Here is a 17,468-nt window from a genome sequence, read left to right on the forward strand (position 1 = left end):
CACGTAATTATGCCGCGACGACTTCAGTCTTCGGAACAATGCTTACGTAACGACGACCGAAGGCGCCCTTTACTTCAAACTTGATCACGCCGTCGATTTTAGCGAACAGAGTGTGATCTTTACCCATGCCAACACCGTAACCGGCGTGGAATTGGGTGCCGCGCTGACGCACGATGATGTTGCCCGGAATGATAACCTGGCCGCCATACATCTTCACGCCAAGGCGTTTGGCTTCTGAGTCGCGACCGTTACGGGTACTACCACCAGCTTTTTTGTGTGCCATGAGTTCAATTCTCCTAGTGAGGAATTAGGCTGAAATTAAGCCTGAATACCGGTGATTTTGATCTCGGTGTACCACTGGCGGTGGCCCATACGCTTCATGTGGTGCTTACGACGACGGAACTTGATGATGCGGACTTTATCGTGACGACCTTGGGAGATCACTTCAGCCACAACGGTAGCGCCAGCAACAACTGGAGCACCGATATTCACGTCATCGCCATTGGCGACCAACAGAACGCGATCAAAAGTTACGGATTCGCCGGTAGCGACTTCCAGTTTTTCAATCTTCAGGTATTCACCTGGGGCGACTTTGTACTGCTTGCCACCAGTAACGATTACTGCGTACGACATGGTATTTCTCCGATAATCCTGCTCACCCAGCTCTTTATAAGAAGAGGTATTGGCTGGCATGGCTGCATAAGGCTGGAAGGCCCGTTTGCAATTGCGTAAGGCAGGTGCTGCCCAGGAAGTTCAGGGTGCGCGATTGTACGCAAGCTACCGGAGCGATGCAAGAGGCCGTCCATCGCGCCTTGACACCCGCCGACGTGGGTCCTAGCATGCCGCGCAACCCTTCTGGAGCAACTGTCGCTGATGCAACCCCAAGCTTTCTACCGCGCGGTGGCGGACGATTTTAGCGCCGTCGACGGCATCATCAAGAAGCAGCTGACTTCCCGAGTGCCGCTGGTATCGAAAATCGGCGACTACATCACCTCGGCTGGTGGCAAACGCCTGCGTCCTTTATTGGTGCTGCTGTGTGGCAAGGCTCTTGGCCGCGAGGGCGACGACCTGCGTCTCCTGGCCGCGACCATCGAGTTCCTGCACACCGCCACCTTGCTGCACGACGACGTGGTCGACATGTCCGGCATGCGCCGTGGCCGCTCGACCGCCAATGCCATGTGGGGCAACGCCCCGAGTGTGCTGGTGGGCGACTTCCTGTATTCGCGTTCCTTCGAAATGATGGTCGAACTGGGCTCCATGCCGGTGATGAAGATCCTTTCGCAAGCCACGCGCATCATCGCCGAGGGCGAAGTGTTGCAGCTGTCGAAGGTCCGCGACGCAAGCACCACTGAAGAAACCTACATGGAAGTCATCCGCGGCAAGACTGCGATGCTCTTCGAGGCGTCGACCCACAGTGCCGCAGCGCTGTGCGAGGCGACGCCGGAACAGGCCGAAGCCCTGCGCACCTTTGGTGATCACCTGGGCGTGGCCTTCCAACTGGTCGACGACCTGCTGGACTACAAGGGCGACGCGGAGACCCTGGGCAAGAACGTCGGCGACGACCTGGCTGAAGGCAAACCGACCCTGCCACTGATCTACACCATGCGCGAAGGTACGCCGGAACAGGCGGCACTGGTGCGCAAGGCGATTCAGAAAGGCGGCATCGAGGACCTGGAAAGCATTCGCGAGGCCGTTGAAGCTTCCGGCTCCCTTGAGTACACCGCGCAACTGGCCCGCGACTATGTGGCTCGCGCGATCAAATGCCTCGAAGCGCTGCCTGCCAGCGAGTATCGCGATGCATTGGTTGAGCTGAGTGAATTCGCCGTAGCCCGCACGCACTGATCGCCCCTTGTAGGAGCCGGCTTGCTGGCGATTGCATCACCTCGGAACTCCTGACACACCGAGGCGTATACATCGCCAGCAAACCGGCTTCTACAGGTCGTACATCCCTCTCCCGCGTAAAACCCTATATAATGTGCGCTTTTTAGCGATCCTGAATCCAAGGAGCCTTAGTGAGCACGTTGCCACCCTGCCCGAAATGCAATTCCGAATACACTTACGAAGACGGCGCACAGCTGATCTGCCCCGAGTGCGCCCACGAGTGGTCCGCCAGCGGCGAAGCTGAAGCAGCTTCCGATGACACCGTGAAAAAAGATTCGGTAGGCAACGTCCTGCAGGACGGCGACACCATCACCGTGATCAAGGACCTCAAGGTCAAAGGCACGTCGCTGGTGGTCAAGGTTGGCACCAAGGTCAAGAACATCCGCCTGTGCGATGGCGACCACGACATCGACTGCAAGATCGACGGCATCGGCCCAATGAAGCTCAAATCCGAGTTCGTCAGAAAAGTCTGAACCTGCTGTGATCCATCCCGCGCCCTGCGTGGGATGGCGCTTCGCCCTCCTCCGCTTCGCCCAGCAATCCCTCGCAATAGCCGAACGCCAGCCGTTTTGACCTTACGCAATCTTTACCCGGAAAAAACCACAAACTGCCAATAGGCCCTTGCTATTTGATGAATAAGAATTATTCTCATTGAAACCCATTAATGGAGATGAGACTCATGACTTATTTGATCGATGCCTGGCTGGACCGCCCTCATCCTTACCTCAGGATCCTGCATCGGGAAACCGGGGAAGTCTGCGCGGTGCTTGAAGAAGAAGCCTTGAACGAGCTGCAGGATCAGGGTGACCTGGACGTCAACGGCTTGAGTTCCAGCGAGCCGGTGGTGCTCAAGGAACTGGTACGCAATCTGTTTCTGTTCTGCTATGCCCGGGCGTTGCGCCCGACGAGCGATCTGAACCATAAGATCGAAGTATGAGTAACGCAAACCATGTAGGAGCCGGCTTGCTGGCGATCCAGGCGCCGCGGTGTTTCAGGAACATCGCGGTGATGCTATCGCCAGCAAGCCGGCTCCTACAAGGTAGTCGGGCTTACAGAACGTCAAGCAGCTCGACGTCGAAGACCAGTACGCTGTGCGGCGGAATGCTGCCAACGCCTTGAGCGCCGTAAGCCAGTTCGCTCGGCACGTACAGGCGCCATTTGCTGCCGGCGTTCATCAGTTGCAGCGCTTCGGTCCAGCCGGCGATCACGCCGCCAACCGGGAATTCAGCTGGCTGACCACGATCGTAGGAGCTGTCGAACACAGTGCCGTCGATCAGGGTGCCGTGGTAGTGAGTACGCACGGTGTCTTCACGGGATGGCTTGGCGCCTTCGCCGGCTGTCAGCACTTCGAATTGCAGACCGGAAGCCAGGGTAGTGATGCCATCGCGCTTGGCGTTTTCAGCCAGGAACGCCAGGCCTTCGCCAGCAGCCGCTTCAGCTTTGGCAGCCGCTTCAGCCTGCATGATTTCGCGGATAACCTTGAAGCTCGCGGACATTTCTTCCTGACCCACACGGCTTGGCTTACCGGCGAATGCGTCGGTCAGGCCAGCCAGGATCGCGTCCAGGCTGACGCCCGGCGGCGGGTTGTCGCGCAGTTGGTCGCCCAGCTGACGGCCAATACCGTAGCTGACGCGGGTTTCGTCGGTGGACAGATTTACTTCGGACATGACACTGCTCCGCTGTGCGGACGGCCCTGGAACTTGCCGTGCGTGCACAGCGCATCCCGGAGCGCCCGGAACCAAAAGGGCCAGCAGACTAGCACAGATGTCGTTGCGCTGATGAGCGCTGTCAGTGTCGCCAGGCACCTGTATTGATCGGCACCTTCAGGCTTTCCTCTGCATTCGCAACCAACCCGCACATTTCATCATGAACCGAGGTGTGCACGAGGTTGAACGGCAAGGTGGGAAAGGCATGAAGCACTTGACGCGCATGCTCGACCGAACGCAGGTGAATGCCTTGGCCCTTGGCATCATTCAAGGGATACGCAGCACCATGCATGCGTGCTTCCAGCAGGTAGATACCGCCTTCCATGGAGATCAGGTTCAGCTCATCGACTTTCCCGGCGATGGCATAAGCACGTAGCTCTTCGAAGTTCATGGAACGCACCTCACACAGTGGCGAGACAACATCTTTAAGGGATAGGCCTCAGGACCTCAAAGTACAAGCCATAAACGACGCCGCCCGTCTGTTTCACACTTCTTGCAGGAGCGAGGCTCGTTCCTGCAAGGGCCGTGCGTGTCAGTGCTTGGTGAGTTTATCCAGATACCCCATGGCAAAGGCCGATACCACGAAAGTCATGTGAATGATTACGTACCACTTCAAATGCTCGGGATCGACGTTCTTGGCGTCCATGAAGATGCGCAACAGATGGATCGACGAAATCGCCACGATGGACGCTGCGACCTTCATCTTCAATGAAGACGAATCCATGGTGCCCAGCCAGTTGAGCTTTTCCTTGTTGTCATCGATATCCAGTTGGGAGACGAAGTTCTCGTAGCCGGAAATCATCACCATCACCAGCAAACCGCCCACCAGTGCCATGTCGATCAGCGACAGCAGCACCAGAATCAGGTCCGATTCAGCCATCGAGAACACGTTGGGAATGACGTGGAAGACTTCCTGGAAGAATTTCAGCGCCAATGCCAGCAGACCGAGGGACAGACCAAAGTAGATCGGCGCCAGCAGCCAGCGGGAGGCGTACATTGCATTTTCGATAAAGCGTTCCATTGAATCTCACACATTGGGTTGAAAATGGCCGCGAGTATACCAGCCGCCTGTCCATACCCAGAAGCAGCCAGAAACCATCGGGAAATCCGCAACCTGCACGTGTGTGACAAGGTTTTTCTGCTAGTGTCCAAACCATTGACAGCTCAGCGACATCGGACAGGAAGACGGGAAATGGATGTGCGATTGCCTTTAATGAGCGCCGGGATTTGTCTGGCTCTGCTGATGAGCGGCTGCTCACCCAGCGATGACAAACGCCAGGTCAGCCTCGAGGAAAAAACCGCGCAGTTCGAGAAGGCCCTGGATGCCATTCAGGACCCGAAACTCAAGGATGTCGTGGCCGAGCTGGGTGGCTCGCTGCTGTTGTTCGAACGGGCACAACTCAAACTCGACAGCAAACCCGTGGTCACCGAGTACGGTGAAGACGTCCTTGCGGTGCTCAAGCACTATCCCACGCCCCAGGCGCTGGTCGATACGTACATCAATGGCCTGATTGTGCTGCACAAGGATTCCAGCTCCGATTACCTGACCGACCTGCAACCGGTGTTCCCCTTCAACTTCGACATTCCGGCCGCGTTCCTCTTTCCCCATAGTCTGGAATGGCAGTCGGTGACCCTGAGCAACAAACGCGTGATCGCGTTCCAGCCGGAATGGTCGGAAACCGACCCCGGTATTCAGCTAAGCCCGTCGAGCTCCAATCTGACCAACCCCGACGACCTGACAGTGACTTATCCGTTCATCGATGGCCTGGACGTCGACAACAAGCACCAGCCGCAGCCGGTGAGCCTGCAAGGCAAAGTGGAAGTCATCGCACCTCGCAGGCTTTATAGCTTCGAGCTGACAAAAAAGGACGTTGGCCAGACACGCACCAACGACAACCTCAGCGTCACCTTGCTGAAACTGACAAACAATTACGCCGAGATCGAATTCAACAACAGCGCACCGCTGGCGCCCGAGGTGGGCGCAACGCCACTCAAGCCGCTGATCGTCCAGGCGAAGGACGCCACCGGGCAATTTCTTTCGCGCTCCGGTTCAATCAACGAAACCGCCGCGCAAATTGCCTTCTATCAACAACAGCTCACAAAAATGCAGCAACAAAAAGCCTGGAGCGAGACGTTCGAAAAACAGCTCGAAGAAGAGCAGCGCGCCTTTGAGAAGCAACAAAAGAACCATTACTCCAGGGTGTATTTCAACGGACAGATCGAGACCCTTGAAGTCAGCCTGCTCGACTTCTCGGCGGCCACGGTCACACGCAAGGACCTGGATTTGCCAGTGCGTCGCTTCGACCAGCACACCACCGACAAAACCATCCAGCCGCTGACCTTGCCGGTGGTGGTTTACGACGATCAGGCCCCGAGCTGGCTCAAAGGTGCGACGCTGAGCGAGGAACAACTGAAAAAGAGCGTCAGCATCCGGCAATCGGTGGACGACCCGAGCGCCGCGCGCATTGAGTTCGATCACACCCGAAGTTTCAACGATGAACTGCTGGGCACTTCTTTCAACCCCGGCGATAGCCCGGTCAGCTTCTTTACCGAGGACAGCAAAGGAAAACGCGATGAGCCGATCGAGCTTCCGCCGGAGGCGTATCAGATCGATCCCCTGCGCGGCATCATCACTTACGATCTGAACCTGTTTGCGCAAACGCCGGCCTACGCGGTGGGCTCCATGCCGCTGTTCCTGGCGACGATCGACAAGCAGACACTCGACGCCCACCAACTGCCTAAAGGCCTGGAATTGAAAGGCAATGCGCTGGTGGTTGATCTGAAGCTGTTTCCCGCACAGGACTGGCGCTTTTTCGCCAGGGACGATAGCGGTCACTACCTCAAGGAGATTCTTTCGGTCATACACGACGCAAGCGCAGAAGGCCCGGCGTTATTCGGCGTGCATTACTTCTATGGCCAGCCCACTCGTCTGGAAACTTATCAGCGAACCGATCTCACCACCGTGCAATATGGTTTCGAGGTCAAGCTCGACAAGGCTGATACGTCCAGCCTTGACCAGTAGCCCTTTCAATGGTCGGGACGAAACTCGAAGCCGCCCAGGTTGCGGCAACGGCCTCCGTTGATTTCCCGCAGCTGGGCTTGCAGGTGCAGGCACCAGATTTGTGGATCGTCGGCCAGCTCGTAGCCGTGCAGGGTCAGGCTTTCAACTATGGTGTCGAGGATTGATTCAGCCACGAAGGGGCCATGAAACGGGCCCTGGGCCTTGATGGCTGACGGTTGCTCGCCGGCCATTCCGGCGGCAAACAGCAAGGTCCACATGCCCGTATCGCCAGCCAATGGCTTGATGGCGCACTCGATACGGGTCACAAGACCCAGGCATTGACGGGTGAGGCAGAGGTTGCGCGACATGGCGGCGACCCTCGGTAGATCCGGTATTCAGCCCCCACGGGAGAGCTGTCTCGATCCAGTGATTACTGTCGATATCCTTGAGCTGAGAATAGAAGAAAAGTCTGACCAGCACGTCAACTGAGACCAGAAGGCGCCGAATGGTCATTGTGTGAATGTTGACGTCAGAGTGATGGCACTTTTTCAGGATTCGTCCAATACAAATGTGGGAGCGGGCTTGCTCGCGAAAGCGGTAGATCAGTCAACAGATGTGTTGAATGAAAAATCGATTCGCGAGCAAGTCGAAACGTCGCACCGCCGCTCCCACAGTGGATCGGGGTGGCCCCGGGAGTTGTATCAGGCCGGTTTGGCTTCGACCAAGGCTTCCTGCGCAGCTTCTTTCTCGGCTTCTTTCAGGTCTTCTTCGCTGATCATTTCCGCAATCACCCGCAGACGCTCCACCACCCGCGCATTCACGCTGCCTTCAGGGAACTCGCCATTTTCATCCGGCGCACCGGCAGGCTCGCCAACCAACAGGCTCAGCGCTTCATCGGCCTGACGCACCGCGTAGACATGGAATTGCCCCGTGCGCACCGCCGCCAGCACCTTCTCGTCCAACATCAGTGTGGCGACGTTGGCCTGAGGAATGATCGCCCCCTGCTCACCGGTCAGCCCGCGAGCCTCGCAGAGGCGGAAGAAGCCTTCGATTTTTTCGTTGACCCCGCCAACCGCCTGCACTTCACCGAACTGGTTGATCGAACCGGTGATCGCAAAGCACTGCTTGAGCGGCGTTTTCGACAAGGCCGAAATCAACGTGCACGCCTCTCCCAGCGACGCACTGTCGCCATCAACGTAACCGTAGGATTGCTCCAGCGCGATACTCGCGGAAATCGCCAACGGGAATTCCTGGGCGTAACGGCTGCCCAGATACCCGGTAAGGATCATCACGCCTTTGGAGTGAATCGGCTGGCCGAGGTTAACTTCACGCTCGATGTCGACAATGCCGCTGCCGCCCGGATAGACCGTGGCGGAAATCCGCGCCGGTACACCGAACGCCGAGTCACCGACTTCCAGCACCGTCAGCCCGTTGCACTTGCCGACCGCTGCGCCATCGGTGTCGATAAGGATGATCCCGGCCAGCATGTCATCGAGAATCCGCGCCGAAACGCGCCCGGTGCGAGTGGCCTTGGCCTTGAGCGCACGCTCGATGTGCCCGGCGTCGGTCATTTCGTCGCCCGCCAGGTGACGAATGAAGTCCGCTTCGCTGACCAGTTGGAACAAGTCGCCAATGCGCGCGGACAAACGTCCCTGATGCTCAGCCAGACGCGCGCTGTACGTCGCCAGGCGCGCCACCGCATCGGCGGTCAGCGGCGCCATGCCTTCTTCGGAGGTGCGGGTTTTAAGTAGCTGGGCGAACTGTTCCAGGCTCTCGTCGACCATCGGGATGTCTTCGTCGAAATCCACCAGGACGCGGAACATCTCCTGGAAGTCCGGATCGAGGTCTTGCAGCGTGTAATACAGTTGTCGGGCACCAATGATGACGACTTTGACCTGCAACGGAATGTGTTGCGGTGTCAGGGTCACGGTGGCCAGGCGACCCAGATCACCCAGCGGCGATTCCATTTTCAGCTTGCGCGATTGCAGGGCGCGCTTGAGCGCATCCCACACGAACGGTTCGCTGAGCATTTTTTCCGCTTCGAGGATCAGGAAACCGCCGTTGGCACGGTGCAGCGCGCCCGGTCGCAGTTGACGATACGTCGTGTAGAGCGCGCCCTGATCGGTGCTGTATTCGATGCGGCCAAACAGGTTTTCGTAAGTCGGGTGCGGTTCGAACACCACCGGCGCACCGCCGCTGGCCGAATGACCGACCATCAGGCTCGGCGCGTATTGCTCCTCCAGCATCTTGCGGGCAACAGCGTCGGCTTTGCTGTCGTCCACCAGTTGCTCGACCACGGTTTTCAGCAGATAAACCTGCATCGCCTGCAGGTAACCGCACACCGCCGCGTTCTCGGCGTATTTCTCCGACAACGGCGACAACAACGGCTGCAAGGCCAGGGTGATGGTTTCTTCGTTGAGGTGGCGCAGTTGATTGCTCGACTCACGCTTCCATTGCGGCAGGCTGGCGAGCTCTTCGTTCAGGCGCTCTTCCAGTCCGGAAATATCATCGTGAAAACGCTCGCGATCGGCTTCCGGCAACTGGGCGAATTCCGCTTCATCCAGTGCCTTGCCTTCACTCATCGGGGTAAACGCGATGTTGCTGGCATCGCGGTAAAGCGCGACGTCTTTCTCCAGCGCCAGGCGCTCGATGATGTCCAGCGCCTTGTCATAGCGCTGGTTGAAAGCGCGGTCGATGGCGCTTTTCTTCTGCTGGTAGGACGGATGTTCGAACACCGCGGGAAAAGTCGCCAACAGGTTGTCGATCAACCCGTTGATATCACCGATGAACGCGCCGGCAGTGCCCGAGGGCAATTCCAGGGCGCGGGGCTCGCGGGGCTCATCGAAATTGTTGACGTAGACCCAGTCGGCCGGGGTCTGCAAGCGTTTGCCTTCGGCCTTCAGGTAGCGTTTGACGAACGAAAACCGGCCAGTGCCAGGCTCGCCCATGACGAATACGTTGTAACCGGGGCGTGGCATGGCCACACCGAACTGCAAGGCTTCGACCGCACGTTCCTGGCCAAGCACACCGCGGAAGGGCTCCAGATCATTGGTGGTAGAGAAGCTGAACTGTTCAGCGGAAAACGGACGAGTCAGCGCTTCGGGCGCTAGACGCAAGCTGGCAGCAACAGGATCAGGCATCGGGCTTCCTTACATCAGGCGGGGCAGATAGCGGCATTCTGGCGCTGCCCATACCCCACTGGCAAGGCGCGCCTTTAGCCAAAGCATAGCTAAACGGCTATCCCCGGGCGGACCGGGTCTAAATCAACGTTTTCAACGAATATTTCGCAAAATGTGACGGAACCCTTGGAACGTGCCTAAACTCCAAACTGCGCGGCTGGAACAATAACCGGCCCACTGGCGCCGTAGTGGTCTGTACGAAAACTCGCCGAGCGGCGATCAGGCAAGGCGAAAACAGATGAGGAAGCGGAGTGTGGGGGACCCACATGAGCATTCCGAGTCTATTTTCAACGCAGCCTGATCGCCGCGCAGGCAGTTTTCGTACAGAGCCGGGCCAGAACCCTTGTCCATTGGTATGCACATAAAGAGAACAAAGCTATGAAACGGATTCTTCTCGGTACTCTCTTCACCGCTGTATCCATCAACGCCATGGCCCAAGCACCAGGTGGCCCGGATTGCGGTTGGGGCAACATGCTGTTCGAAGGTCAGCGTGGCACCCCGGCTCACTTCCTGGCATCCACCACCAACGGCACTTCCGGTAACGCAACCTTCGGTATGACCTCCGGTACCAACGGTTGCTCGACTAATGCGTCGCTGACCTATGGCGGCAAATCCTGGATTGCCATGAATGGCATGATGAACGAGCTGTCCGAAGACATGGCCAAGGGTCAGGGCGAAGCGCTGACCACTTACGCCGTGGTACTGGGCGTGGCGCCGGAAGACCGTGCGCACTTCGCCGCCGTCACTCATGAGCACTTCCAGCAGATCTTCAGCAAGGCTGACGTGACCGCTGACGACGTGCATACCAACACCCTGGCCGTTCTGAAGAGCGATCCGCGTCTGGCCAAGTACGCCACTCAAGCTTAAGCTCGACCCGCCCGTTCCTTTAGGGGAGCGGGTTTTGTTTTTTTGGACCTGTCCCTTTTCGGCCATATCCTCCAACTGTAGGAGCCGGCTTGCTGGCGATGGCATCACCGCGGTGTATGTGAACGACCGCGTCGATACCATCGCCAGCAAGCCGGCTCCTGCAAGGACGGATCTTCCGTACCGGGTCTTTATTTTTTTCGACTTAAGTTGCCCACTATGCTCAAACGCCTTGCCTGGCTGGCGCTCTGTGTCTGCGCCCCGCTGTCCGCCGCGCCACACATCGACAATCAACGTTTGCAGCAACTGGCCAATGATCCCTTCTGGCTTTCCCTCGGTCATTACGAAACCGCCAAGCTGGGCGGCTGGCGCAGCTATGTCAGCGACAGGAAGTTCTTTCTGGCGCCCGACGGCAATGAACATCCCGACCGTGAACTGGCCGCGACCGTGCAGGCGCTCTATGCCCCAGCCAGTGCCGGCGAGCAACACGCGCAATGTGTCTACCCGGCGCGTACTCGCTGGCTGAAAGCACAACTCAACCTGACCGACCTGCCGCCCCTGGACTGCACCGAGTTCAAGCAATGGTTCAAGGATGTCTCGCCCCACAGCGCGGTGATGATTTTCCCGGCGGCGTATCTGAACAGCCCGTCATCGATGTTCGGCCATACCCTGCTGCGCATCGATCAGGCAGGTGTGCAGAGCGACAAGACGGCGCTGCTCAGCTATGCGATCAACTTCGGCGCCTACATCGAAGGCTCGGACAACAGCATCCTCTACGCCTGGAAGGGCTTGATGGGCGGCTATCCGGGCCTGTTCGCGCTGGTGCCGTACCAGGAAAAACTCTCGGAATATCGCAGTCTCGAGAACCGTGACCTGTGGGAATACCGGCTGAACCTGACGCCACAAGAAACCGAGCGCATGGTCGAGCATGTCTGGGAGCTCAAGCAGATCCAGTTCGACTATTTCTTCTTCGACGAAAACTGCTCCTATCGCCTGCTGGAGCTTTTGCAGGTAGCGCGCCCGAGCCTGCGCCTCACTGAACAATTCCCGCTGACCGCGATTCCAACCGACACCGTCAAAGCCGTGAAAGAAGCAGGCCTGGTGGAATCCATTCAATATCGTCCGTCCCGCGAGCGTGAGCTGCTGAGCCGCGCCGAGCCGCTCACCGATGAAGAACAGCAGTGGGTACTGAAAGTCAGCGCCGACCAGAAACAATTGCAGGAACCGGCGTTCAAGGCGCAACCCCGCGCGCGCCAGGCACTGATCATCGACGCGGCTTACCGGCTCGAACGCTACCGCGCCAACGGCCAGGAACGCGACCCGCAACGGGCCCAACGCAGTTTCGAATTGCTGCGGGCGATCAACCAGAACCCGCCCCCCGAGTTGGACATTCCGCAACCCGGTTTGCCAGAGGACGGCCATGAGTCCCGCACCTGGCAGGCGGGCATCGGCACCCGGGGCGACAAGGCGTTTGGTGAATATGGCCTGCGCATGGCCTATCACGACCTCAACGACAACTCCGAAAGTTTTCCCCTCGGCGCGCAGATTGAAATCCTGCAGATGAAACTGCGCCAGTACGAAGGCAATCAATGGCAGTTGCAGCAACTGGACCTGGCGACCATTCGCTCCCTGACGCCGCGCAACGAGCTGTTGCAGCCGTTGTCGTGGCAAGTCACCGGCGGCCTTGAGCGCGTGCCGGGCAAACATGACGATGAAACGCTGGTCAGCCACGTCAACGGCGGTGGCGGCGGCACCTGGCAGTTGAGCGAGGACATGCTTGGTTTTGCCTTGGGCACGGTGCGCGTTGAGCACAACAACGACTTCGCGGGCTTTATCGCGCCAGCCGCCGGTTTCAATAGCGGTGTGCTGTGGAAAAATCCGCTGGGCAATTTCAGCCTTGAAGCCAAAGGCGATTTCTTCACCAATGGCGAAGTCCGCCGCAGCGTGAGCCTGAACCAACAGTGGGAGTTGTCGCGCAACCTGGGCCTGCGCCTGAGCGCCCAGCGCGAATTCAGCCACCTCGCCTCGCCCGAGAACGAAGTGATGCTTGAGATGAAGTGGTATCACTATTGACCTGTAGGAGCCGGCTTGCTGGCGATGGCATCACTGCGGTGTAACCTGAATGACCGCAGTGATGCTATCGCCAGCAAGCCGGCTCCTACAAAGGGATTTCGCTACCTGACAGATTCATCACACTCCTTTCACGAACGCCTCACGAATCCACTCCTAGACTTCACGTATAGGTCGTCGAATGGCCGGGAGTCCGAGATGTGGCGTTGCGTGGGTGTAGTGGCTGTATTGATGTTGATCGCGGGCTGCCAGACGACCCACGAAGACCTGATTGCCAAGGGCTATCCACCGGCCTTCGCCGATGGTTTCGACGACGGCTGCAGCAGTGGCCGGCAAGCGGCCGGGGCGATCACCGGTGAGTTTCGCAAGAACGTGCCGCGTTATCTCAAGGACAAGCCCTACGCCGAAGGCTGGAGCGATGGTTTCCGCCAGTGTCAGGCCATGCGTGAAAGCGAAGACCGCGAGGATTATCGCAGCCACCATTGGGACGAGCGCGAAAGAGCCTGGCAGCAACGGAAAGACCAGGACGCCGCCCGTGCGTTTCGCTCGCAATGAGTCGCTTTCAGACATCCATCGAAACTAAAAGACCATGACCATGGCCCAAACCCTATAACGGGAGAAAACCATGAGTCGCGCCTTCGTCAATGAAGATAACGCCGCCGCACAAGCCGATCAGCCAGTCGAACGGCAGGTCAGCGCGCAGCCCAATTACGTCACGCCCACGGGGTTGGCCCAGTTGCAGGAGAAGGTCGCCCAATTGCAACAATTGCACAGTGAGCAATCGGCCAAAGGTGAGCACGCCGACAAGCAACGCCTGGCGGACCTCGAACGAGATTTGCGGTATTTCAACCAGCGCCTGCAAAGCGCCCAGGTCGTGACCGTCGCGAACTCAACGCAAAAAGTGCAGATCGGCAGCCATGTGACCTTCGCCGACGAACACAACACCGAGCAGACCGTACAACTGGTCGGCGAAGATCAGGCCGATGCCTCTGCGGGCCTGATCAACTGGGGCTCACCATTGGGCCGGGCGTTGCTCGGGGCGCAACTCGGCGACGAGGTGCTGTGGCAACGCCCGGCCGGCGATCAGATGATCGAGATCATCCGTATCGAACCGGCTTAAACCACGCCCTGGGCGAGCATCGCGTCGGCAACCTTGACGAAGCCGGCGATGTTCGCGCCTTTGACGTAGTTGATCCGGCCATTCTCTTCGCCGTAATGCACGCAAGCGTGGTGGATCGATTGCATGATCGCGTGAAGCTTGCTGTCCACTTCACCACCGGTCCACAACAGGCGCATGGCGTTCTGTGACATTTCCAGCCCGCTCACCGCGACACCGCCGGCATTGGAAGCCTTGCCCGGCGCAAACAGAATCCCCGCCTCGATAAACAGGTCCACCGCTTCGAGGGTAGTCGGCATGTTTGCCCCTTCCGCCACACAGATGCAGCCGTTGCGCAACAACGTGCGAGCCGCTTCGACATCCAGTTCGTTTTGTGTCGCGCAGGGCAGAGCGATGTCGCAACTCAGCGCCCACGGGTGCTGGCCGGCCTTGAACTCCAGGTCAAAACGGCCGGCCAGTTCACTGATACGCCCGCGCTGGACGTTTTTGAGTTCCAGTACTGCCCGCCACTGCTCTTCGGTCAAACCGCTTTCGCAGTACAGCGTGCCCTCGGAGTCGGACAACGAAATCACTTTGCCGCCCAGGTCCATGACCTTGCGCGCCGCGTATTGCGCAACGTTGCCGGAACCAGAGATGGCCACGCGCTTGCCTTCGACGGTTGCACCGCTGCGCTTGAGCATTTCTTCAGCGAAGTACACGCAACCAAAACCGGTGGCTTCCGGGCGAACCAGGCTGCCGCCATAGCTCGGGCCCTTGCCGGTCAACACGCTGGTGAACTGGTTGCTCAGGCGCTTGTATTGGCCAAACAGAAAACCGATCTCGCGAGCCCCGACGCCGATATCACCGGCCGGAACGTCGACGTCCGCTCCGATATGACGATACAGCTCGCTCATGAAGGCCTGGCAGAACCGCATGACTTCAGCATCGCTTTTGCCTTTTGGATCGAAGTCCGACCCACCCTTGCCACCGCCCATCGGCAACGACGTCAGCGAGTTTTTGAAGGTCTGTTCAAAGGCAAGAAACTTCAACACCCCAAGGTTCACCGAAGGATGGAAACGCAGCCCGCCCTTGTACGGACCGATAGCGCTGTTCATCTGGATGCGGAATCCGCGATTGACCTGCACTTTGCCTTGATCGTCGACCCACGAAACCCTGAAAACGATTGCCCGCTCCGGTTCGCAAATCCGCTCCAGGATTCCGGAGGTCAGATAGTGCGGATTGGCTTCAAGAAACGGCCAAAGGCTGCGCAGGACTTCTTCGACGGCCTGATGAAATTCGGGTTGGTCCGGGTCGCGTTTTTTCAGACGGGCAAGGAAGGATTCAACGGATTCGATCATGGATAAGTCTCGGCAAATTTATTGTCGTTGGAAGAGATTGGGCCGGACTTTAGCAAACTGACCGCGCACCACGACAGCGCAAAATGTCGCACTTATGAAAATAAATGGTGCGCTGGATATAAATTAATGCGGATCTGGACGATATTTGCACCCAAACAGGGAGTCGCGATTTGAATACTGCACCGTCATGGATTTCGCCTCTTCGAGCAAGCCCGCTCCCACATGTGATCTGTGGTGGTCACGAATCCGCAGTCCACTGAAAATCAAATAATGTGGGGGCAGCTCGCGAAATGTCGCACCGCGGCGCCACCAAAAGACCAAAAAAAAACGGAGCCCCGAAGGCTCCGTTTTTTCATGCAACCAACCTGGAATCAGGCCAGTTTCTTGTGCCGTACACGATGCGGCTGGGCAGCCGCTTCGCCGAGGCGTTTTTTGCGATCGGCTTCGTACTCGGTGTAGTTGCCTTCGAAGAACACCGCTTGCGAGTCGTCTTCGTACGCCAGGATGTGGGTCGCGACGCGGTCAAGGAACCACCGATCGTGAGAGATCACAATGGCGGCGCCCGGGAAGTCCAGCAGAGCTTCTTCCAGGGAACGCAGGGTTTCAACGTCGAGGTCGTTGGACGGTTCGTCGAGCAGCAGGACGTTGCCGCCCTCCTTCAGGGTCAGGGCCAGGTGCAAGCGACCGCGCTCACCACCGGACAGGTCCTTGACGAACTTCTGCTGATCGCCGCCCTTGAAGTTGAAGCGACCGACGTAAGTACGCGACGGAATCTCGTAGTTGCCGATGCGGATCTGATCCGAACCGTCGGAGATTTGCTGGAACACGGTCTTGCTGCCGTCCAGGTCTTCACGGCTCTGGTCGACGCACGCCAGTTGCACGGTTTCGCCGACTTCGATGGTGCCCGAATCCGGAGTTTCCTTGCCCATCAGCATACGGAACAGCGTGGATTTACCCGCGCCGTTACCGCCGATCACGCCAACGATGGCGCCTTTCGGCATCGAGAACGACAGGTTGTCGATCAACACGCGATCGCCGTAGCCCTTGGTGACGTTCTTGAACTCGATGACCTTGTCACCCAGGCGCGGACCGGCCGGGATGTAGATCTCGTTGGTTTCACTGCGCTTCTGGAATTCCTGCGATTGCATTTCTTCGAAGCGTTGCAGACGAGCCTTGGATTTGGACTGGCGGGCCTTGGCGCCTTTGCGCACCCACTCCAGTTCTTCCTTCATGGCTTTTTCGTGGGCCGACTGCTGCTTGGATTCGGCAGCCAGACGATCGGACTTGGCTTCGAGCCAACCCGAATAGTTGCCCTCGTAAGGAATGCCCGCGCCGCGGTCAAGTTCCAGAATCCAGCCGGCGACGTTGTCCAGGAAGTAACGGTCGTGCGTGATCGCAACGACGGTGCCCGGGAAGTCGTGGAGGAAGTGTTCCAGCCAGGCGACGGAGTCGGCGTCCAGGTGGTTGGTCGGTTCGTCGAGCAGCAGCATGTCGGGGGCGGACAGCAGCAGGCGGCACAGGGCCACACGACGCTTCTCACCACCGGAAAGGAATTCGACCTTGGCGTCCCACGCCGGCAGACGCAGCGCATCGGCGGCGACTTCCAGTTGGCGGTCCAGGTTGTGACCGTCGCTGGCTTGCAGGATGGCTTCGAGCTTGGCCTGTTCGGCTGCCAGTTTGTCGAAGTCGGCATCTTCTTCAGCGTAAGCCGCGTAGACCTCGTCCAGGCGCGCCTGGGCGTTCTTGATCACGCTGACCGCTTCCTCGACCACTTCACGCACGGTTTTGGTCGGGTCCAGGATCGGCTCTTGCGGCAGGTAGCCGATGTTCAGCTCCGGCATCGGACGGGCTTCGCCTTCGAACTCGGTGTCGACGCCAGCCATGATTTTCAGCAACGTGGATTTACCCGAACCGTTGAGGCCGAGCACGCCGATCTTGGCGCCGGGGAAGAAAGACAGCGAAATGTTTTTCAGGATTTCCCGCTTCGGCGGAACAACTTTGCCCAGCCGATGCATGGTGAAGACGTATTGAGCCATGGAGAACCTTGGGTCAGTGACAGATGAATGATTAGGGCGCAGGCGATGCCTGGCCAGGCCGTGCGCGTCGCCCGATTGAAAGCTATCAATATGTGCGCGCTGAAAAAGCCTGATTCTAGGAGCTGGAACGCTCCCGCGTAACCGGCAAAGCTACCTGAATGACGAGAGGCAGTCCAGCCGGGAGGGTCTGGCACTTTGCCACAACTCAAGGCATGCTAGCCGCCCTCCGGGCGTCCGGCTTATAGTGCACGTCGCGCCAGTCCAGCCAAACCGCAGG

Annotated in this window: 17 protein-coding genes; 8 read left to right on the plus strand and 9 right to left on the minus strand. The window is 58.5% G+C overall.

Features of this window, described 5'->3' with window-relative positions; all coding sequences use genetic code 11:
• Positions 1–7: 7 nt before the first annotated feature.
• Positions 8–283, minus strand: a complete 276-nt coding sequence (rpmA, locus tag PMI01S_RS09440; RefSeq protein ID WP_017340859.1) for a 50S ribosomal protein L27 — start codon at positions 281–283, stop codon at positions 8–10.
• A 35-nt stretch (positions 284–318) separates the two neighbouring features.
• Positions 319–633 (minus strand): 50S ribosomal protein L21, encoded by a 315-nt coding sequence (rplU, locus tag PMI01S_RS09445; RefSeq protein ID WP_007950961.1) that lies wholly within the window; start codon positions 631–633, stop codon positions 319–321.
• A 240-nt stretch (positions 634–873) separates the two neighbouring features.
• Here rplU and PMI01S_RS09450 point away from each other — a divergent pair, with 240 nt between their 5' ends.
• The 3 genes from PMI01S_RS09450 (at position 874) to PMI01S_RS09460 (ending at position 2,818) form a co-directional block, all read left to right on the plus strand.
• On the plus strand, positions 874–1,842 hold the full coding sequence (locus PMI01S_RS09450; RefSeq protein WP_015096895.1) for a polyprenyl synthetase family protein: 969 nt from the start codon (positions 874–876) through the stop codon (positions 1,840–1,842).
• Positions 1,843–2,012: 170 nt separating this feature from the next.
• Positions 2,013–2,354 (plus strand): zinc ribbon domain-containing protein YjdM, encoded by a 342-nt coding sequence (locus PMI01S_RS09455; RefSeq protein ID WP_010467527.1) that lies wholly within the window; start codon positions 2,013–2,015, stop codon positions 2,352–2,354.
• A gap of 206 nt (positions 2,355–2,560) precedes the next feature.
• Positions 2,561–2,818 carry a PA4570 family protein gene (locus PMI01S_RS09460; protein WP_084319505.1) on the plus strand — a complete coding sequence of 86 codons (258 nt, stop codon included), beginning with the start codon at positions 2,561–2,563 and terminating at the stop codon, positions 2,816–2,818.
• Between the two features lie 112 nt (positions 2,819–2,930).
• Here the strand turns inward: PMI01S_RS09460 and bamJ are convergent, their stop codons facing one another.
• The 3 genes from bamJ to PMI01S_RS09475 form a co-directional block, all read right to left on the minus strand.
• Positions 2,931–3,548, minus strand: coding sequence for a BamJ family beta-barrel-assembly machinery protein (gene bamJ / locus PMI01S_RS09465; protein ID WP_017340863.1), 618 nt, complete (start codon positions 3,546–3,548; stop codon positions 2,931–2,933).
• A 121-nt stretch (positions 3,549–3,669) separates the two neighbouring features.
• Positions 3,670–3,978: a DUF6482 family protein gene (locus tag PMI01S_RS09470; RefSeq protein WP_084319507.1), complete on the minus strand. Its 309-nt coding sequence runs from the start codon at positions 3,976–3,978 to the stop codon at positions 3,670–3,672.
• Positions 3,979–4,119: 141 nt separating this feature from the next.
• Positions 4,120–4,608 (minus strand): TIGR00645 family protein, encoded by a 489-nt coding sequence (locus tag PMI01S_RS09475; RefSeq protein WP_034148219.1) that lies wholly within the window; start codon positions 4,606–4,608, stop codon positions 4,120–4,122.
• Between the two features lie 171 nt (positions 4,609–4,779).
• Here PMI01S_RS09475 and PMI01S_RS09480 point away from each other — a divergent pair, with 171 nt between their 5' ends.
• Entirely contained in the window at positions 4,780–6,609 is a 1,830-nt protein-coding gene (locus tag PMI01S_RS09480; RefSeq protein WP_084319509.1) for a hypothetical protein, read from the plus strand.
• A 5-nt stretch (positions 6,610–6,614) separates the two neighbouring features.
• Here the strand turns inward: PMI01S_RS09480 and PMI01S_RS09485 are convergent, their stop codons facing one another.
• Together PMI01S_RS09485 and PMI01S_RS09490 are read right to left on the minus strand one after the other, a co-directional pair.
• On the minus strand, positions 6,615–6,956 hold the full coding sequence (locus PMI01S_RS09485) for a PA4575 family protein (protein WP_017340866.1): 342 nt from the start codon (positions 6,954–6,956) through the stop codon (positions 6,615–6,617).
• 333 nt (positions 6,957–7,289) lie between these two features.
• Positions 7,290–9,728 (minus strand): Lon protease family protein, encoded by a 2,439-nt coding sequence (locus PMI01S_RS09490; RefSeq protein ID WP_084319511.1) that lies wholly within the window; start codon positions 9,726–9,728, stop codon positions 7,290–7,292.
• A 417-nt stretch (positions 9,729–10,145) separates the two neighbouring features.
• Here PMI01S_RS09490 and PMI01S_RS09495 point away from each other — a divergent pair, with 417 nt between their 5' ends.
• The 4 genes from PMI01S_RS09495 (at position 10,146) to PMI01S_RS09510 (ending at position 13,821) form a co-directional block, all read left to right on the plus strand.
• Complete coding sequence (locus PMI01S_RS09495; protein ID WP_008154254.1) at positions 10,146–10,634, plus strand: DUF3015 domain-containing protein; 489 nt, start codon at positions 10,146–10,148, stop codon at positions 10,632–10,634.
• A 216-nt stretch (positions 10,635–10,850) separates the two neighbouring features.
• Positions 10,851–12,704: an Lnb N-terminal periplasmic domain-containing protein gene (locus tag PMI01S_RS09500; RefSeq protein ID WP_084319513.1), complete on the plus strand. Its 1,854-nt coding sequence runs from the start codon at positions 10,851–10,853 to the stop codon at positions 12,702–12,704.
• 195 nt (positions 12,705–12,899) lie between these two features.
• Complete coding sequence (locus tag PMI01S_RS09505) at positions 12,900–13,256, plus strand: hypothetical protein (protein ID WP_084319515.1); 357 nt, start codon at positions 12,900–12,902, stop codon at positions 13,254–13,256.
• A 70-nt stretch (positions 13,257–13,326) separates the two neighbouring features.
• Positions 13,327–13,821, plus strand: coding sequence for a GreA/GreB family elongation factor (locus PMI01S_RS09510; RefSeq protein WP_084319517.1), 495 nt, complete (start codon positions 13,327–13,329; stop codon positions 13,819–13,821).
• Here PMI01S_RS09510 and gdhA read toward each other — a convergent pair.
• Complete coding sequence (gene gdhA / locus PMI01S_RS09515; RefSeq protein ID WP_084319519.1) at positions 13,818–15,155, minus strand: NADP-specific glutamate dehydrogenase; 1,338 nt, start codon at positions 15,153–15,155, stop codon at positions 13,818–13,820. The two genes, PMI01S_RS09510 and gdhA, sit on opposite strands and share 4 nt — an antisense overlap.
• Before the next feature lie 371 nt (positions 15,156–15,526).
• A complete protein-coding gene (ettA, locus tag PMI01S_RS09520; RefSeq protein ID WP_084319521.1) occupies positions 15,527–17,191 on the minus strand; it encodes an energy-dependent translational throttle protein EttA in 1,665 nt (554 codons plus the stop codon).
• Positions 17,192–17,468: the final 277 nt, after the last annotated feature.

The organism is Pseudomonas migulae NBRC 103157, assembly GCF_002091715.1.
Lineage (GTDB): Bacteria > Pseudomonadota > Gammaproteobacteria > Pseudomonadales > Pseudomonadaceae > Aquipseudomonas > Aquipseudomonas migulae_A.